The sequence below is a fragment of the Paraburkholderia sp. SSBN10T genome, from assembly GCF_056619545.1.
The window spans coordinates 181099-198073 of record NZ_JBWQQI010000007.1 but is presented as its reverse complement, the minus strand read 5'-3'; the positions used below and the strand labels follow the sequence as shown (position 1 = coordinate 198073).

18 protein-coding genes are annotated in these 16975 nt (G+C 64.2%); 6 read left to right on the top strand and 12 right to left on the bottom strand.

Features of this window, described 5'->3' with window-relative positions; all coding sequences use genetic code 11:
• Position 1: 1 nt before the first annotated feature.
• The 4 genes from trmD to AC1ECK_RS13495 all read left to right on the top strand — a co-directional run bounded on the left by trmD (position 2) and on the right by AC1ECK_RS13495 (position 3137).
• Positions 2-769, top strand: coding sequence for a tRNA (guanosine(37)-N1)-methyltransferase TrmD (trmD, locus tag AC1ECK_RS13510; RefSeq protein WP_480319793.1), 768 nt, complete (start codon positions 2-4; stop codon positions 767-769).
• 150 nt (positions 770-919) lie between these two features.
• Positions 920-1306 (top strand): 50S ribosomal protein L19, encoded by a 387-nt coding sequence (gene rplS / locus AC1ECK_RS13505; protein WP_020069334.1) that lies wholly within the window; start codon positions 920-922, stop codon positions 1304-1306.
• A gap of 93 nt (positions 1307-1399) precedes the next feature.
• Positions 1400-2080, top strand: a complete 681-nt coding sequence (locus AC1ECK_RS13500; RefSeq protein ID WP_480319790.1) for a CoA pyrophosphatase — start codon at positions 1400-1402, stop codon at positions 2078-2080.
• A gap of 118 nt (positions 2081-2198) precedes the next feature.
• Positions 2199-3137, top strand: a complete 939-nt coding sequence (locus AC1ECK_RS13495; protein WP_480319788.1) for a CobD/CbiB family protein — start codon at positions 2199-2201, stop codon at positions 3135-3137.
• 73 nt (positions 3138-3210) lie between these two features.
• Here the strand turns inward: AC1ECK_RS13495 and AC1ECK_RS13490 are convergent, their stop codons facing one another.
• The 3 genes from AC1ECK_RS13490 to AC1ECK_RS13480 form a co-directional block, all read right to left on the bottom strand.
• On the bottom strand, positions 3211-3531 hold the full coding sequence (locus AC1ECK_RS13490; protein WP_480320132.1) for a putative signal transducing protein: 321 nt from the start codon (positions 3529-3531) through the stop codon (positions 3211-3213).
• Positions 3532-3595: 64 nt separating this feature from the next.
• Positions 3596-4531 (bottom strand): ribosome small subunit-dependent GTPase A, encoded by a 936-nt coding sequence (rsgA, locus tag AC1ECK_RS13485; RefSeq protein WP_480319786.1) that lies wholly within the window; start codon positions 4529-4531, stop codon positions 3596-3598.
• Complete coding sequence (locus tag AC1ECK_RS13480) at positions 4528-5787, bottom strand: M48 family metallopeptidase (protein WP_480319784.1); 1260 nt, start codon at positions 5785-5787, stop codon at positions 4528-4530. The genes rsgA and AC1ECK_RS13480 overlap by 4 nt, the downstream gene beginning before the upstream one ends.
• Positions 5788-5924: 137 nt before the next feature.
• On the opposite strand from AC1ECK_RS13480, the gene orn reads away from it, so the two are divergent.
• A complete protein-coding gene (gene orn, locus AC1ECK_RS13475) occupies positions 5925-6533 on the top strand; it encodes an oligoribonuclease (RefSeq protein ID WP_480319782.1) in 609 nt (202 codons plus the stop codon).
• Positions 6534-6548: 15 nt separating this feature from the next.
• Here the strand turns inward: orn and mog are convergent, their stop codons facing one another.
• Together mog and yjgA are read right to left on the bottom strand one after the other, a co-directional pair.
• Positions 6549-7175: a molybdopterin adenylyltransferase gene (gene mog / locus AC1ECK_RS13470; RefSeq protein ID WP_480319780.1), complete on the bottom strand. Its 627-nt coding sequence runs from the start codon at positions 7173-7175 to the stop codon at positions 6549-6551.
• The gene (gene yjgA, locus AC1ECK_RS13465) at positions 7156-7767 is read right to left on the bottom strand and encodes a ribosome biogenesis factor YjgA (RefSeq protein ID WP_480320130.1); all 612 of its coding nucleotides are present in this window, start codon (positions 7765-7767) and stop codon (positions 7156-7158) included. The genes mog and yjgA overlap by 20 nt, the downstream gene beginning before the upstream one ends.
• Before the next feature lie 204 nt (positions 7768-7971).
• Between yjgA and pmbA the strand changes: the two genes are divergently transcribed.
• Positions 7972-9342, top strand: coding sequence for a metalloprotease PmbA (gene pmbA, locus AC1ECK_RS13460; RefSeq protein ID WP_480319779.1), 1371 nt, complete (start codon positions 7972-7974; stop codon positions 9340-9342).
• Between the two features lie 165 nt (positions 9343-9507).
• On the opposite strand, the gene AC1ECK_RS13455 is transcribed toward pmbA, so the two are convergent.
• The 7 genes from AC1ECK_RS13455 to AC1ECK_RS13425 form a co-directional block, all read right to left on the bottom strand.
• Positions 9508-10035, bottom strand: coding sequence for a dihydrofolate reductase (locus AC1ECK_RS13455; RefSeq protein ID WP_480319777.1), 528 nt, complete (start codon positions 10033-10035; stop codon positions 9508-9510).
• Positions 10036-10146: 111 nt separating this feature from the next.
• The gene (locus tag AC1ECK_RS13450) at positions 10147-11769 is read right to left on the bottom strand and encodes a sigma-54 dependent transcriptional regulator (protein ID WP_480319772.1); all 1623 of its coding nucleotides are present in this window, start codon (positions 11767-11769) and stop codon (positions 10147-10149) included.
• A 24-nt stretch (positions 11770-11793) separates the two neighbouring features.
• Positions 11794-13233, bottom strand: coding sequence for a hypothetical protein (locus AC1ECK_RS13445; RefSeq protein ID WP_480319770.1), 1440 nt, complete (start codon positions 13231-13233; stop codon positions 11794-11796).
• Positions 13234-13339: 106 nt separating this feature from the next.
• Positions 13340-14140 carry a peptidase C39 gene (locus AC1ECK_RS13440; protein WP_480319768.1) on the bottom strand — a complete coding sequence of 267 codons (801 nt, stop codon included), beginning with the start codon at positions 14138-14140 and terminating at the stop codon, positions 13340-13342.
• A gap of 6 nt (positions 14141-14146) precedes the next feature.
• Entirely contained in the window at positions 14147-14857 is a 711-nt protein-coding gene (locus AC1ECK_RS13435; RefSeq protein WP_480319766.1) for a C39 family peptidase, read from the bottom strand.
• A 70-nt stretch (positions 14858-14927) separates the two neighbouring features.
• Entirely contained in the window at positions 14928-16319 is a 1392-nt protein-coding gene (locus tag AC1ECK_RS13430) for a hypothetical protein (RefSeq protein WP_480319764.1), read from the bottom strand.
• Positions 16320-16348: 29 nt separating this feature from the next.
• Positions 16349-16972, bottom strand: a complete 624-nt coding sequence (locus AC1ECK_RS13425; RefSeq protein WP_480319762.1) for a hypothetical protein — start codon at positions 16970-16972, stop codon at positions 16349-16351.
• Between the last annotated feature and the right edge of the window lie 3 nt (positions 16973-16975).

Genomic DNA, 16975 nt, shown 5'->3' with positions numbered 1-16975 from the left:
GATGCAGTTCGATGTCGTCACGCTCTTTCCCGAAATGTTTCGTGCGCTGACCGATTGGGGTATCACCAGCCGCGCGGCGAAGCAGGAGCGCTACGGTTTGCGTACGTGGAATCCACGCGATTTCACGACTGACAACTATCGTACGATCGACGATCGTCCGTATGGCGGCGGCCCAGGCATGGTGATGCTGGGCAGGCCGCTGGAAGACGCGATCGGGGCGGCGAAAGCCGCACAGGCGGAGCAGGGCATTACCGGCTCGCGCGTCGTGATGATGTCCCCGCAAGGTGCGACGCTCAATCATGAACGGGTGATGCGGTTTGCCGCCGAACCTGGCCTGATCGTGCTGTGCGGCCGTTATGAAGCGATCGACCAGCGCCTGATCGATCGCTGCGTCGACGAAGAAGTGAGCCTCGGCGACTTCGTGCTGTCGGGCGGCGAATTGCCGGCCATGGCGTTGATGGATGCCGTGGTGCGTCAGTTGCCCGGCGTGCTGAACGACTCGCAATCGGCGGTGCAGGACAGTTTCGTCGACGTGCTGCTGGATTGTCCGCATTACACGCGCCCAGAGGAATACGAAGGCGTGCGGGTGCCCGATGTGCTGCTTGGCGGCCATCATGCGGAGATCGAGTTGTGGCGCCGGCGCGAAGCGCTGCGCAACACGTGGCACAAGCGGCCCGATCTGATCGAGAGGGCCAGAAAGAACAAGATGTTGAGCCGTGCCGACGAGGCATGGCTTGCAAGTCTCGCGAAGGAAGCATCGAAGGCGTAACGCCCCGGTGTCACTAGCGAATAGGCGGCGCCGCACATGCGTGTACGGCGCCTGATGTGAACCCATCCTCTATCGGGGCCGTAGCCAAGCGCAAACCAACGCTGCGCGAGGCAGGTACGAACGCCGACAAGATGGCATTAGGAGTCAGTGATGAATCTGATTGCAAAACTCGAGCAGGAAGAAATCGCGCGCGCCCTCGGCGAGAAGACCATCCCCGAATTCGCCCCCGGCGATACGGTGATCGTCAGCGTGAACGTGGTTGAAGGTACGCGTAAGCGTGTTCAGGCTTACGAAGGCGTCGTTATTGCCAAGCGTAACCGTGGTCTGAATTCGTCGTTCATCGTCCGTAAGATTTCGTCGGGCGAAGGCGTCGAGCGTACGTTCCAGACGTACTCGCCGCTGCTGGCAAGCATCGTCGTGAAGCGTCGTGGCGATGTGCGTCGTGCCAAGCTGTACTACCTGCGCGACCGTTCGGGCAAGTCGGCCCGGATCAAGGAAAAGCTGGTCTCGAAAGACCGCGCTGCTTCCCAGGCGTAAAAGCTGTAAGAAAAAGCACCCTTCATGGGTGCTTTTTTGTTTGTTGGGTCAAAATAGCGGCATGCCCTATAAAAGCTCGCCTCGAGAGTCCCGTTGACCCGTCCCGTCTTCCAACCCGAAACCCTGCCTGTCGAATCGACAGGCGACGATCTGCCACTGGTTGCCCCCGCACGTCTGACGCCCGATGGCCTGCGCGCTCGCTTCGAGCAGCGCCTCTCCTGGACGCCTGAACCGGGCGATGCCCGCTGGAAGGAGTTCGGCGATCCGCGAGTTGCGGCGGTGCTGGTGCCGCTCGTGGTGCGCGACGCAGGACTTACGGTGTTGTTGACCCAGCGCGCCGACCACCTCAACGACCATGCCGGCCAGGTCAGTTTCCCGGGCGGCCGCCACGAACCGTCCGATGCCAACGCAACGGCCACCGCCTTGCGCGAGGCACAAGAGGAGGTCGGTCTCGATCCAGGGCGTGTGGAAGTGCTCGGTTGCTTGCCTGACTATCTGACCGGCACCGGGTTTCGCGTCACACCGGTGGTCGGGCTCGTGCATCCGCCGTTCACCGTCGAGGCCGACTCGTTTGAGGTGGCGGAGGTCTTTGAAGTACCGCTGCGTTTTCTGATGGACCCGTCCCATCATGAGGTGCGGGTGTTTCGCTGGGAAGGTGGTGAGAGGCGGTTTTTTGCCATGCCTTATCCACGTGGCGACTCGGCTGGACAGTACTTCATCTGGGGCGCAACGGCCGGCATGCTACGCAATTTTTATCGCTTTCTGGCCGCATGAACGGCGCGGAAAAGGCCGGGGTGTCGCGGCTTTGCAACCCTTGCCACGCTCAGTCTCATCCGACCCTGTGCTATCGTTATAAAACAATCGTAAAAACTCGAATAGCACGGCGCATCGCATGACTTTTTTCTCCGTATTGCTGGCTCTGATTATTGAACAGGTCCGCGCGCTATCGCCGAATAATCCGGTGTCTGCGTTGCTTCAATATCATGCGGAGTCGGCGGCGCACGGGTTCGATGCCGGCAAGCCCAAGCACGGCCTGCTCGCGTGGCTCGTGGTGGTGGTGCCCTGGACGCTGGCCGTCGCGCTCGTCTACTACGTGCTCTATCACATCAACTTTGTGCTGGCGTTCCTGTGGAACGTGGTGATCGTGTATTTCACGCTCGGCTTTCGCCAGTTCAGCCATTACTTCACGGACATTCACCTCGCGCTCAACAACGACGACGTGCCGCGCGCGCGTGAAATCCTCACGGAATGGACCGGCATCGATACGGTCGACATGCCGGTCAGCGAGATCGTGCGCCACACGCTGATTCATGCGGTGGTGGCTTCGCACCGCCATGTGTTCGGCGTGTTCTTCTGGTTCCTCGTGCCGGTCGGGCCGGCGGGCGCGGTCCTGTACCGAATTGCGGAGTATCTGGCGCGGGCCTGGTCGCGTCCAGCGGATGACCGCACCGCGGCGTTTTCGAGCTTCGCGCAACGCGCGTTCTTCGTGATCGACTGGGTGCCGGCGCGGCTCACCTCGTTGGGGTTCGCGATTGTCGGCAATTTCGAAGATGCCATCTATGCGTGGCGCAACCATGCGCGCCAATGGCCCGATGCCAATGACGGCGTGTTGCTCGCGGCCGGCAGCGGCGCGTTGGGTGCGCGCCTGAGTGGCCCGCTCGCGGAGCCGTCGAGCCTCGACGCGCTGGCTACCGGCGACGGCGACGCACTGCCGGTCGGTGACGACTGCACGCCGCGCACGCTGCAATCGGCCGTGGGCCTCGTATGGCGCGCTGTGATCCTGTGGATGATTCTGCTGCTGATGCTGACGATCGCGGTCTGGGTCTCCTGACGCGCGTGGATAAGCGGCTGCCGCAACGGAGGCGCAGCGCGGAGACGGAGCGCCGTTAGCTTCGTCTGCGGCCTTAACCGTCAAGTGGATCGCGTGCCGTTCCACACTGCCAGCACACCGTGAATTGAGCCTCGAGCGTCTCGCCGCACTGGCTGCAACGCCAGGACGGCGCGCCCGCGCCGGGCCCCTCCGCGGCCACCTCGATCAGCTTGCGCGCCATGGCCTCGTCGCGTTCGTCGACCAGCCACAGTTCAGGCGCACACTGATCCGCCGGAATCTCCCCAAGCGCGCCGTTCAGGTAGCGGTTATGCAGCTCGCACGCAATCCCCGCCGTCGCCAGCACATTGATCCAATGCTGTCCGATCAGCAGATTCGGCGCGCGCATCAGTTTCATCATGGCTGGAGATCCGTGGTGGCGGGATGAGGCGGAAGATGACGAGTTAAGCGAGCTGCGACGCTCAGCGAACGATCTGGCTCGCCTCGTGAACCAGTTGTGCATAGAGCGCGTGCCGTGCCGGCGCTATGCGCCCGTCGGCGACCGCTTCGAGAATCGCACATCCCGGTTCCTGCAGATGATGGCAGTTGTAGAAGCGGCAATTCGGCAGCAGCGGCCGGAACTCGGGGAACGCGCGTTCGAGCTTGCCTTCGGTCAGATGGTGCAGGCCGAATTCCTGAAACCCCGGCGAATCGATCAGTGCGCCGCCGTCGGACAGCGGATACAGGCGCGTGAACGTCGTCGTATGGCGTCCGCTATTCAGAGCGGTCGAAATCTCGCGCGTCGCCACCTCGGCGTTCGGCACCACCAGATTGACCAGCGTCGACTTGCCCATCCCCGACTGGCCAAGCAGCAGCGTCGCATGGCCGCGCAGATGTTCATCGAGCGCGGCCCGTGCGGCCTCAGGCTGAGTCTTGATCGACAGTTCGACCACGCTATAGCCGAGCGCCTGATAGCGCGCGAGCCGCTCTCGGGCGGCCGGTAGCGCGGCGGTGACATCGGTCTTGTTCAGCACGATCAGCGGCTTCAGCTCGTTCTCCTCGGCAGCCACCAGTGCGCGGCCGAGCAGATCCTCGCTGAAGTGCGGTTCGGTGGCGAGCACGATCAGCAACTGATCGAGATTCGCCGCGAACAGCTTCGATTTGTACTGGTCGGAGCGATACAGCAGGTTGCGCCGTTCGCCGATCTCGACGATCACACCCTGGTCGGCCGAGGTCGGTTCGTAGATCACGCGATCGCCGACCGCCACTTCGCTGCGCTTGCCGCGCGGGAAGCACTGCAGCATGGCCCCGCCGTCTTCCGGTGCGACCAGGTAGTGACGCCCATGAGCCGCAATGACGAGGCCGCCCACGCGCGTGCCGGACGGCGCGCGCGCCGCTTTCGGGGAGCGCGCGCTCATGCGTGCCGCAGCAGGCGGTCGATCCGTTGCGACGCCGGCGGATGCGAATAATAGAACGCGGTGTAGAGCGGGTCGGGGGTGAGGGTCGAGGCGTTGTCCTCGTACAGCTTGACAAGCGCGTTGACCAGATCCTGCGCATCGGTCTGGGTGGCGGCGAACGCGTCGGCTTCGAATTCGTGCTTGCGCGAGCTGAGGCTGCCAAGCGGCGTGACGAAGAACAGGAACACCGGCAGCGCGAGGAAGAACAGCACCAGCGCGAGCCCGCTGTTGCCGCCCAGCAGCGACGGCCGCACGCCGAGCCCCTCGTAGAACCAGACGCACTGCATGAGCCAGCCGAGCAGCGCGAGCATCACGAGGCTGATGGCGAAAATCACGATCATCCGTTTGATGACATGGCGGCGCTTGAAGTGGCCGAGTTCGTGGGCGAGCACGGCTTCGATCTCGCTGCCCGACAGACGCGCGAGCAGCGTGTCGAAGAAGACGATGCGCTTGGCCGCGCCGAAGCCGGTGAAGTATGCATTGCCGTGCGCGGAGCGGCGGCTGCCGTCCATCACGAACAGGCCCTTGGCGGCAAAACCGCAGCGCTTCATCAGCGCTTCGATGCGGCTTTTCAGTGCTTCGTCCTTGAGCGGCTCGAACTTGTTGAAGAGCGGCGCGATGAACGACGGATACAGCACCAGCACCAGCAACTGGAACACCACCCACACGACCCACGTCCACAGCCACCACAGGCTGCCCGCCTGGTTCATCAGCCACAGCACGACGAACAGCAGCGGCAGGCCGAAGGCTGCGCCGATCAACAGGCCCTTGATGCGGTCGGCGAAGAAGATGCCCTTGCCCATGCGGTTAAAGCCAAAGCGCTCTTCGATCACGAACTGCCGGTAGTAGTCGAACGGCAGGTCCACTACGCCGGTGATCGCAACCACCGCCGCGATCAAGGCGATCTGGCCGAGGTAGCCGCGGCCGAGCCAGTCGGAAATCGCCAGGTCGAGCGCCTGTACGCCGCCCAGCAAGGTGAGCCCGATCAGCACGGCTGCGCTGACGACAATCTCGAGCATCGTCAGCCGGGTGCGTTCGATCGTGTAGTCGGCGGCGCGCTGGTGCGCCGTGAGCGCGATCGTGGCCGCGAACTGGCCCGGCACCTGCCCACGATGGGCCGCGACGAAGCGGATTTGCCGCGACGCGAGCCAGAGCTTGGTGCCGACCATCGCCACTACGGCGATCGCGAACAGAACGGAGAAGTACAGGGTAGGCATCCGGGGAATCCGTGGTATCTATGCGAGAATTATATGTTTCTTCCCGCCGGCTGGCGGGGCGATGCTCAAACGAACTGTTTCAACGGCGCCAAGGCGCGTCCTGCCGGGCCGCGCGGCGCTTCACCCAAGGCTGCCTTATGACTGACATCCTCGAATCCGCTGACGAGCCGTCGCTCGTGCGCAGCGACATGAACCTGATCTGGCTGGACATGGAAATGACCGGGCTCGAGCCCGATACCGACCGCATCATCGAGATCGCGGTGGTCGTGACCAATTCCACGCTCGACAAGGTGGTCGAAGGGCCGGTGCTGGCTATTCATCAGAGCGACGAAACGCTCGCCAAGATGGATCAGTGGAACCAGAACACCCACGGCCGTTCGGGGTTGATCGAGCGGGTGCGTGCCTCGACTGTCAGCGAAGCGGACGCCACCGAGCAGATCCGCGAGTTCCTCGGCCAGTACGTGGCGCCGGGCAAGTCGCCGATGTGCGGCAACTCCATTTGCCAGGACCGCCGTTTCATGGCGCGCTGGATGCCGGATCTGGAACGCTTCTTCCATTACCGCAATCTCGACGTGAGCACCCTGAAGGAATTGTGCCGCCGCTGGCAGCCGGCCGTGTACAAGGGCTTCCAGAAGCGCGCGATGCATACGGCGCTGGCCGACATTCACGAATCGATCGATGAGCTCAAGTACTACCGTGAGCACTTCCTGATCCCGGCGGCCAGCGCGCCGGTCACCGAAGCCTAAGAAGAACCGCGCCGCTCAGTCCTGACGCGGCGCACGCAGCGCGTTCTTGGGCCGGAACGCCTTCACCACGGCGTCGTTCGTTTCCATGTACGGACCGCCGATCAGATCGATACAGTACGGCACCGCGGCGAAAATGCCCGGTACCTTGACTGCACCCGCCTCGTCGCGCAAGCCTTCCAGCGTTTCCCGAATCGATTTGGGCTGACCGGGCAGATTCACGATCAGCGCCGCATGCACGGGTGTTTCGCGGATCACCGCCACCTGGCGCGACAAAATGGCCGTCGGCACGAAATTCAGGCTGATCTGCCGCATCTGCTCGCCGAACCCCGGCATTTCCTTGCTGCCCACTGCGAGGGTCGCCTCCGGCGTCACGTCGCGGCGCGCCGGCCCGGTGCCGCCCGTGGTCAGCACCAGATCGCAGCCGGCCTCGTCCACCAGTTCGATCAGCGCCGCGGAGATCGTCGGCACGTCGTCCTGAATCAGCCGGGTCACGGCCTGCCACGGCGAACGCAGCGCCGCGCCCAGCCATTCCTGCAGGGCCGGAATTCCTTTGTCCTCGTAGACGCCGGTGCTGGCCCGGTCGCTGATCGAGACCAGCCCGATCACGAGCTCGTCAGAATGGCTACGCGCGATCTTCGTCATCGTCGTCTTCCGGGGCGTCGTGCGCGTCGTCCGTGGCCGCTGCCGGGCCGTCGGCGTTCTTGATCCACTGGAACAGCTCGCGGAAATAGCGCGGCGGCTTGCTTTGCTGCGCCTCCTTGCGGGCGTTGCGGATCAGCGTGCGGCCTGTCTGCGGGTCGGCTGCCGGGTGCTGGCGGATGAATTCGGTCAGCGCGGCGTCGTCGGCGAGCAGTTTTTCGCGGGTGCGCTCGATCCAGTGCATGCGCGCCGTTTCGGCCTTGTTGATGCCGTTGTACGAATCCAGCGCGGTGCGCAGCGCAGCCGTCTCGTCCTCGTGCAGCGAGCGCATGACGCGGCCCACGTACTGGACCTGACGGCGTTTGCCCTCGTGATCGGTGATGCGGCGGGCCTCGCGCACGGCATCGTCGAGCTTTTCGGGCATCGGCATGCGCTTCAAGGCGTCTTTCGGCAGCGCGATCAGCGCCTCGCCCAGCTCCTGCAGCGCGTGCATTTCGCGCTTGAGCTGGGACTTGCTGGGACGGTCATACCCGTTCTCGTCGATTTCTGGCTCGGCGGCGGGTTCCATCGGTTGAATGCGGGTTTTACGTGTCATACCGTTATTGTAGCGTGCCGGACCCATGAATCCCGTGCTCGCGGCGGCTGCGGCGTGCCATGCCGGCGCCGCGCCAACCCCGCTGCACCTCAGCGAATGCCAGGTGCGGCGGCGCGGACCTTGCTATGATCGCGGGATACGTAGCGACGTACTTGAGAACACACCGGAGGGCCGCTCCCGGCCCCGAACAGGACGGCAACGAATATGGCAGCAGACATGGACGTCAGACAGCGCTTTTTCCCGCATACCCAGGATGAACTGAAGGAAATCGCCTCGGACATCCTGCGTCACGCAAAGTCGCTCGGCGGCACCGACGCGGCGACTGAAATCTCCGAAGGCGACGGCCTGTCCGTCTCCGTGCGGCGTGGCGAGGTCGAGACGATCGAACACAACCGCGACAAGATGGTCGGCGTGACGGTGTTTATCGGCAACAAGCGCGGCAACGCGAGCACCTCGGACTTTTCTTCGCAGGCCTTGAAGGATACGGTCGCGGCCGCCTACAACATCGCCCGCTTTACGGCGGAAGACGACTGCGCGGGCCTTGCGGAAACCGAACTGCTCGAAACCGCGCCGCGCGACCTCGATTTGTATCATCCGTGGAACCTCACGGCCGACGAAGCGGTCGAGATTGCGCGCCGCGCCGAAGATGCCGCGTTCGCCACCGACCCGCAGATCCGCAATTCGGAAGGCGCGAGCGTCTCGGCGCAGCATTCGCAGTTCGTGTTGGCCACTTCGCGCGGCTTCCTCGCCGGCTATCCGTATTCGCGCCACTACGTGGCCTGCGCGCCGATCGCCGGCAGCGGCCGCAACATGCAGCGCGACGACTGGTACACCTCGCAACGCAGCGCGGCGGAGCTGGCCGACCCGGAAGCGATTGGCCGTTACGCGGCGCAGCGGGCGCTGGCGCGCATCGGCGCGCGCGGCCTCGACACCCGCAAGGTGCCGGTGCTGTTCGAAGCGCCGCTGGCCGCGGGCCTGCTTGGCGCTTTCGTGCAGGCGGTGAGCGGCGGCGCGCTGTATCGCAAGACCTCGTTCCTTGTCGACAGTCTCGGCAAGCCGGTGTTCGCGCCGCACGTGCAGGTGGTCGAAGACCCGCACGTGGCCCGCGCGATGGGCAGCGCACCGTTCGACGAAGAAGGCGTGCGCACGAAACGGCGCTCGGTGGTGAAGGACGGGGTGGTCGAAGGCTATTTCCTGTCCACTTACTCGGCGCGCAAGCTCGGCATGCAGACCACCGGCAACGCCGGCGGCTCGCACAACCTGTCGCTGCTGAGTTCGAAGACGCGTCCCGAAGACGATTTCGAGGCGATGCTGAAGAAACTCGGCACCGGCTTGCTGCTGACCGAACTGATGGGACAGGGCGTCAACTACGTGACGGGCGACTATTCGCGCGGCGCCTCGGGCTTCTGGGTGGAGAACGGCAAGATCCAGTACCCGGTCGAGGAAATCACCGTGGCGAGCACGCTGCAGGAGATGTTCCACCATATCGTCGCCATCGGCGCGGACACGCTGGTGCGTGGCACCAAGCAGACCGGCTCGGTGCTGATCGAGCGGATGACGATAGCCGGACAGTAAGGCTGGCCAGGCCAACGTAGCCGGCTAAGCCAGGTAAAAGTCCAGCTAAAGCCAGTTGCCGGCTAAGACCCGGCCAGCTAGGCGAGCCAGGTTTCAGCGCCGCAAACCAAAACGCCGGGGAAGCATGCTTCCCCGGCGTTTTTCATTCCTGCGGCCTGCGCCCGATTACACCGGCGGGTGTCGCTCTCCCGCTGCCGCCGCGGTGCGCCGGTACGTGACGAACGCATAGTCGAACTCGTTGGGCGCATGGGCCCGATGCGTCTCGTGGGCGACTTCTTCCCATTCCTGCGGATCGAGCGCGGCAAAATATGCATCGCCTTCGAAGTCGATCGAAATTTCCGTGATGATCAGCTTGTCGGCGTGGCGCAAGCCCTCTGCGTACAGCTCGGCGCCGCCGATCAGGAAGGCTTCCGGCGCCTGGTCCTGGGCCGCGAGCCGCAGCGCGTCGTCGAGGTTGGTGGCGGTGTCGCAGCCGGCAAAGCGGCGCTTCGCATCGCGCGTGACGACGATATTGCGCCGTCCGGGCAGCGGCCGGCCGATCGACTCATGGGTTTTGCGGCCCATGATGATGGGGGCGCCCATCGTCGTGCGCTTGAAGAACGCGAGATCTTCGGGCAGGCGCCAGGGTAACTGGTTGTCGCGGCCGATCACGCCATTGCGGGCGCGAGCGACGATCAGGGTCAGCGTCGTCATCGAGTGAACACGGGAACGTAATCGCTCCGATTCTACCTGACGCCTTCGCCGGCCCGGCGACAACGCTATAGACGAGGGTGGTGCGAGGGCGCGAGCCCCGCCGCCCCACCGTCATTTACGCGCCCCGGCCTCGTCGTCGTGCACGCCGTCTTCATCGGCGCCGAACATCTCGCGCAGCCCGTGCGTGCCCATCAAGCGGTACAGCGTCACGCGCGAGATGCCGAGATCCGCCGCCGCCTCGTTCAGGCGGTGCCGGTGGCGCAGCAGGGCCGCTTCGATGGCGCGCTTCTCCGCGGCCTCGCGGGCCTGCGCGAGGCTCATGCTCTGCTGCGCGGTGTAGTGGGCCAGATCGAGGTCCTCCGCTGAGATCAGCTTGTTTTCCGCCATCACGATGGCCCGGCGCACCCGGTTGATCATCTCGCGCACGTTGCCGGGCCAGTTGTAGTTGTACATGGCCTCGATCGCCGATGGCGTAAAACCGCGGATCTTGCGTGCGCTGTCGGTCTTGAACTTGTGCATGATGTGATGGGCGAGGATCTCGATGTCCTTGCCGCGCGCGCGCAGCGGCGGCTCGTCGACGCGCAGCACGCACAGGCGGTGGAACAGGTCGGCGCGAAAGCGCCCGTCGCGCATCGCGGACTCGAGATCGATGTGAGTGGCCGAAATGATCCGCACGTCGATGGGAATCGATTCGCGTCCGCCCAGCCGTTCGATCTTGCCTTCCTGCAGGAAGCGCAGCAGGCTCGCCTGGCTTTCGAGCGGCAGGTCGCCGATTTCATCGAGCAGCAGCGTCCCGCCGTCGGCCTCTTCGACCCGGCCGATCTTGCGCTGGTTGGCGCCGGTGAACGCGCCGCGTTCGTAGCCGAACAGCTCCGACTGCAGCAGATGATGCGGAATCGCCCCGCAGTTGATCGCAATGAACGGCGCTTTACGGCGCCGCGAGCGTTCATGGATGGCGAGCGCGGTGAGTTCCTTGCCGGTGCCCGACTCGCCGGAGATGAACACGCTCGCATCGGTGTTGGCGACCTTGCGGATGGTGCGGAACAGTTGCTGCATCGCCTCGCAGGTGCCGACCATCTCGTCTTCGTCGCTGGGCGCGGTGCCGGCGCCGACCTCGTCCGGATCGCACAGCGTGACCATGCCGAACGCGTGGCTGACGAGGTAGTCGATGGTGGCGTTGGCCACCGGCATCTTGACATAGTCGAAGCAGTAATGGCGGATCAGGCGGCGCACTTCCGGGTCGGTCAGGCGCTCGGAAGTGGACAGCGCGATCCAGCCGATCTGCTGCTGCCGCAGTCCCGCTTCGAGGCCGCCCAGGTCGCGCAGCGCGAAGCTCGCCAGATCGACGACGCCCGCGCACACCATATCGGGTTTGAGCAGACGCCCGACCTCATGCGCCGAGCGCGCGATCAGCACGTTCCAGCCGCGGCTCTTCAGATGTGCGCAGAGCGCCTCATCCGGAGTGCGTGCGACGTACAGCAGGATCCTTTCAGTCTGCGCATGCGGCGTGCCGGGCGCCGGCCGGGCGCCGGCGGACGGGTCTTGCGTCCGTCCCGCCAGGGCATCCTCGGGATGCGCTGCAAGGAACTCTGCCGGGCGTGCCAGAGCGACTTCCTGCGGACGCACCACGGGCAGCTCCTGCGCTCGCGCCACGGCAAGTTCCTGCGGCCGGGCCAACGACAGGTGCGTGCCTGAGGGCGGCGTAACACTAGACAGATGGGGTGATTCGCGCACGATCAACCTCGTATCGTTAGCACGTCAGAAGGTGTAGGGAAAGCGCACGCCGACCACGAAGTTCGGCGTGTCGGGCGTGAGGCCGACCGACACCGAACCGTTGATCGTCAGGTGCTTGTTCACTACGTGATTCAGGCCGAAGGTCAGCGCGGCAGCAGTGGTTTCGCTGCCCGGGACCTTCGAATAGGTGCCGCCCGGCGCTTTCGTCTGCGATTCCGGTTCCAGCGCCATCGTGTAGGACACGCTCGCCGAGTCCTTGTCTGAGAACGCAAGCGCGGCGCCGCCGCCGAACTGCACGACGTCGCCGATCTTGACCGTCGCCGGTTCGGTCTGGCCGACCACCGACGAGATATCCGAGAACGAACGCGCAATGTTGTAGGTGTACGAGATGCTGCCGAACAGCACGACCGGGTCGTAGGTCTTCAACGCCGAGAGACCCGCGGTGATGTTCCAGAAACCGGTGCCGGTGGGCAGCTTGTCCGGGGCGACGAGGTTGGTGTTGTTCGCGTCGACCTGCTGCAGCTTGATGCCGAACGGCGACGAACCGGTCGGCGTCTTGATGCGCAGGCTGCCGACGAGGTCCGGCAGGTTGTTGGTTTCCTTCAGGAACTCGTAGTACAGCCCGAAGTTGACGTCGCCGATATCGCTCGAATTCGCCGAGGCGTCCGACAACTGGCTCGCCGCACCGCCTGCGCCGCCGACGATGAAGCTGCTGTGCCGGTAGACATACGGCACGTCCACGTCGACGCTCAGGCGGTCGGTGATGCCGTAGCGCGTGTCGAGGTCCGCCATCACCTGGTGCGACTTGGTCTCGCCCAGGTTGATGTTGCCGAGGAAAATCGCGTCGAGCGCGAGGAAGCCCGACAGTTGCAACTGGCGGCGATCGTAGTAGGTATCGCTGATGCCCCAGTCGAAGGTCAGCTTGTGGTTGAACAGCGGCGTGTGCTGCTGGCTCTGCACCACGGCATCTTCCGATTGCGTGCGCACCGGCTGCGCCGCTTTCTGGGTTTGCCCGACGGCGCCCGAACCGTCGGTGGCCGCCGGCAGGCCGCCGGCCGTGCTGTTGTCCGGCGCCGGCGGATTGACGGGCACGCCGGTCGCGGTGCCCGTGCCGCTGCCCGGCGCGGGAGTCCCGGGGTTCACCTGGGCGAGCGGCGGCAGCGGCACCGGCAGGCCATCGGCGCCGGGCTGCTCGGCAACCGTGCCGCTGTCGGCCGGTGCGCCGTAGCCCGGCGCACCCTTGCCGCGTTGCGACATTTCGAGGTTGGTAACTTGTCGTTCGAGCGAGTTGATCTGTTTCTGCTGCTGGTCGACCACGCGCATCAGCGTGTTCAGCCGGTCTTCAAGCGATTGATCCGCGAGCGCCTGGGCGCTGGCCCCCTGTGAAAGTGCAAACAGCATCACTGCAGCAGGGATGGCCGCTAACATCACGCGCGGCGCCCCGGTCGTTGAGAATCTGTTCATTTTGTTTCCCCCGGTATTCTGACCGCGTGTCGCATGTCTCCTTGTGCGTCGCGCGGCTGCTTTCGATACTTCGTTTTCCTTCTCTTTCTGCGGGTGGCGGCCCGTGTTATCTCCTTGCGGTGTTTTGCAGGGCTTGTAATACGCCTAGCTGGCGGAGCATCGAGGCCGACATCTGGTGCGTCTGCAAATTCAGTTGCAACGCGTTGGCGACTTGCTGGTTGTTGCCTGCAATCTGTAATAGTTGGGCGATCGTGCTGGCCTGCTGTGAAGAACCGGGCACGATGGTTTGGGTGGCGAGGCCCGCCGGCGTTTGCAGCGCGATCGAAATGCCGCCGTTGCCGAACGTGACGCCGGCTTTGACGGAACCCGTCGCGTTGCTGGCGGAGGCGCTCGTTTCGTTGTTGTATGTGCCGCCCGACAGGCTGCTCGTCGGCGCGTTGAAATCGATCACCGCCTGGTTGGTGCCGGTGTTGCCGTTGCCGGCCACCTGGGTGATCTGCGATACGCCGTTGACGCTGGCGTTCTGGCCGCCTGTGGCGCTGGCGTTCGGATTGGCGCCGCTGCCGCCGGCCGTGTTCGGACCGACCACGGCGGCCGACGAACTCAATTGCACGCTCACCTGGTTGAGCGTGTTGGTGACGATGGCGAGCGCTCCCTGGGCGACGGCGGTGGTGCCGTTCGGCTGGTTCCATTGCGACAGCAGGTTGACGACAACGCCGGAAATGATGTTGCCGGCAAGACCTTTGCCGCTTTGCGATGCGAGGACGTCGTCGTCGACCGGTTGCAGCTTGACGGCGGCGACGTCTTCAAAGATAGAGGAGGTCGGTTCGGCAGCGCGCGCGACCGTGGCAAGGCTGCACGTCGCGAAACATAACGCGCAGCCGACGGTGAGAAAGTTTCGATCCATGATGAGTCAGAACAACTCTGCCTTGATCAAACCGTATTCAACAAAGGGAGTCACTGCCGTACCGTTTTCCAGCGCACGTTCACGCAGCTTGAGCGCCAGCGACTCGTTGCCTTGCAAGAGCGGAGAATCCTCCAGGAATGGCTTGCCGACGACCGCGAACACGAGACCGTTCCACTTCGCGTCGAAGTCGTTTTCCATGACGATGCGGTTGCCCAGTGCGGGGTCGGCCACGAAGATGCGGCCGTTTTCCGCGTGCTTGACGATCACGAAGTGTTCGTAGCCGTCGCTGTTCATCAGCACGAGCACGGGAATCTGCAGGTGGTAGAGCGCTTCGGGGGCGACCCGGAAGCCGCGGCCGCGCAGGCCGAGCGTCTCGACGAACTTCTTCATGTCGAGCATCGAGAAGCCGTTTTTCACCACCACTTCCGGTGTCGAGAACACCATCATGCGGCGGATCATTTCGGTTTCGGGAATGTCGATGCCGTAGCCGTACTTCAGCAGCGTCGCGAGCGCGGCCGACCCGCAGCTATAGTCGTAGCGCTGCGAGACGATGTTGTTGTAGCGCAGCTCGCGGACCGAGTGCACCTTAAGGTCGAAAGGCACACCCGCCGCGGCATACATGTTGAGCGCACTCTGGGCCTGTCCCGTCTGCGACAGGAAGAGCCCCGCCCCCAGCGCCAGCAAAAATCCAAGCGTTACCCTGCTCACCCCGAACATGGTCTTCCCCCTGCGGAGACAGACGGTCAGCCCGAAGGCCGACCGGTGTCTTCCTGCGTTGCTGCTCTATTTACTGATGCGACACGCTGGCGACTGCGAGGCCATTGTGTTGCAGGTTGCCCACCCCCGACGCGATGTTCACGCCGATGTTGCCGCTTGCGTTGGCGAGAGCGCCGGCGCCGAGTGATGCCGAGCCGGTAAATTCACCGTTCACCATAGCGTCTGCGGTCTGGCAGTTCTGGTCGCTGGCGATCACTTCGCCGCCGGTAGAGCCACCATGCCTCCAGCCCGAATCGCCGCCGCTCGTGGTCGTGGCGGAGGCAGCGAGGCTGTTGTTCTGCACGTTGCCGACACCCGTTGCCACGTTCACGCCGATGTTGCCGGTGGCGCCTGCCAGCGCGCCGTTGCCGACGGCCGAGACGAAGTTGAAGTCGCCCACCTTCGCCTTGCCGCTGGAGGACTGGGTCGAGTAGATCTGCGCCGTGCCGAATACCGGGCCCACATCCATGTTCGACAGTGCAGCGTCGTTGGACTGCGCGTTGTCCACGCCGGAGGCGACGTTGACGCCGATGTTGCCGTTCGCGAGGCCCAGCGCACCGTCACCGATGCCGGCCGACATTTCCGTCGGCGTTTCGGTGTTGATGTGCAGCGTCACGCTGCCGGAGACGTTGACATAGCCTTCGCTGATGTGGTTATGCGCGTTCCATCCCCATGCGTTGGAACTGCCGGAGACCTGGCTGCCCTCGTAGTAGCCGGAAGCGCTTTGTTCCGCCGCTTGTGCGAAGTAGCCGGACGAATGTTCCTGTCCCCAGGCGGCCTGGTGGCCGGAAGACTGTTCGGCGAAGTAGGCGCCGTAGTTGGCCGAGGAGTGCGTGTTCAGCGCAGCGGCGAAGCCCGCGGCCACACCACCGAAGATCACGCCATTGCCGCCGCCGATGCCGGCGATAAAGCCGGCTGCCAGATAGCCGTTGGCGCTGTTGTGGGTGTTGAGGTAGTTGCCACCTTTGACAGACGCTTGATAGCCTTGCTTGAATCCGCTGCTTTCGCTGAAGCTCTGGCCTTGTGCGTAAGCTGCAGCCGATTGCTCTTGCGAGCCTTCAGCAAACTGGCCCGCGGCGAACGACCCGTGCACCGCGTAGTTCGAGCCGCCGCCGCTGCCGTTGAACCAGGCGTTGGTGGCGTTGGTGGTGGTGGTCACCTTGCCGCTGGTGTAGGTCTGCGGCGGCGTCTTCATGTCAACGCCGCCGATGTCCACGTTCTGCGTGTTGTTGACCGTGGCGCCCGAGCTGCTCGACACGTCGACCTTGCCGCGCAGCTTGATGAAGCCGAATTCGCCAATGTCGGTGTAGATGTTCGTTGCCGTAAAGAGCTCAGCCGGATCGCAACCGGCCGTGCATTCCGCGTAGGCCGAACTGGCTGCCAGCGTCGAAAGAACGGCCGCTGCAATGATAGTGCGCTTCATGATGACGCTCCGATAAAGAGTGTGGCTCGTTAAAAAAAGGTGCCCGCCGGGGGACGGAGCACAAAACTGTTTGAACTGACATTGCCCGTGCCAGCGGTCTGGTTGATCTGGACGATCCCACTGACGCTCTTGAGCGCGTCCGAACCGATGGACACTTCGCGTGCGCTGTGGTTTTGAGCAGAATTGCCTAAGCCGCTGTTTTTGGCGGTCGTAGCGGATAGCACCCCATCCGCTACGATCTCCCCTTCAACCGGAGCAGAACCGATCACGGCGCTGTTCCGCTGAAGATTCCCTACACCCGCCGACTGATTCACTTCGATAAGGCCAGAGGTGTTTGAAAATGCATTGCTACTGATGTCGCTGCGCGCGGCGCTCGTCTTCGCGCCCGTCGAGGCGCTTTGCGAACTGCCGATCAGGCTGAGCGGCACTTGCCCGCTGGAGATCACGCCCTGATTGGTTTGCGCGTTGTCGAGGCCTGCTGCCTCGTTGATCGCGACGACCCCAACCGCACCGTTCGCCACACCGGCGCCGATCAGCGACTGCACCTCGACCTGGGCGGGCGGCGTTTGCGCCAGCGCTTGAGCCGAGAGGCTCGCGCAGCCGAGCCAGGCGAGGGCGATCAAGGAACGGCGTAGAGGCAGACGTGACGGCATGAT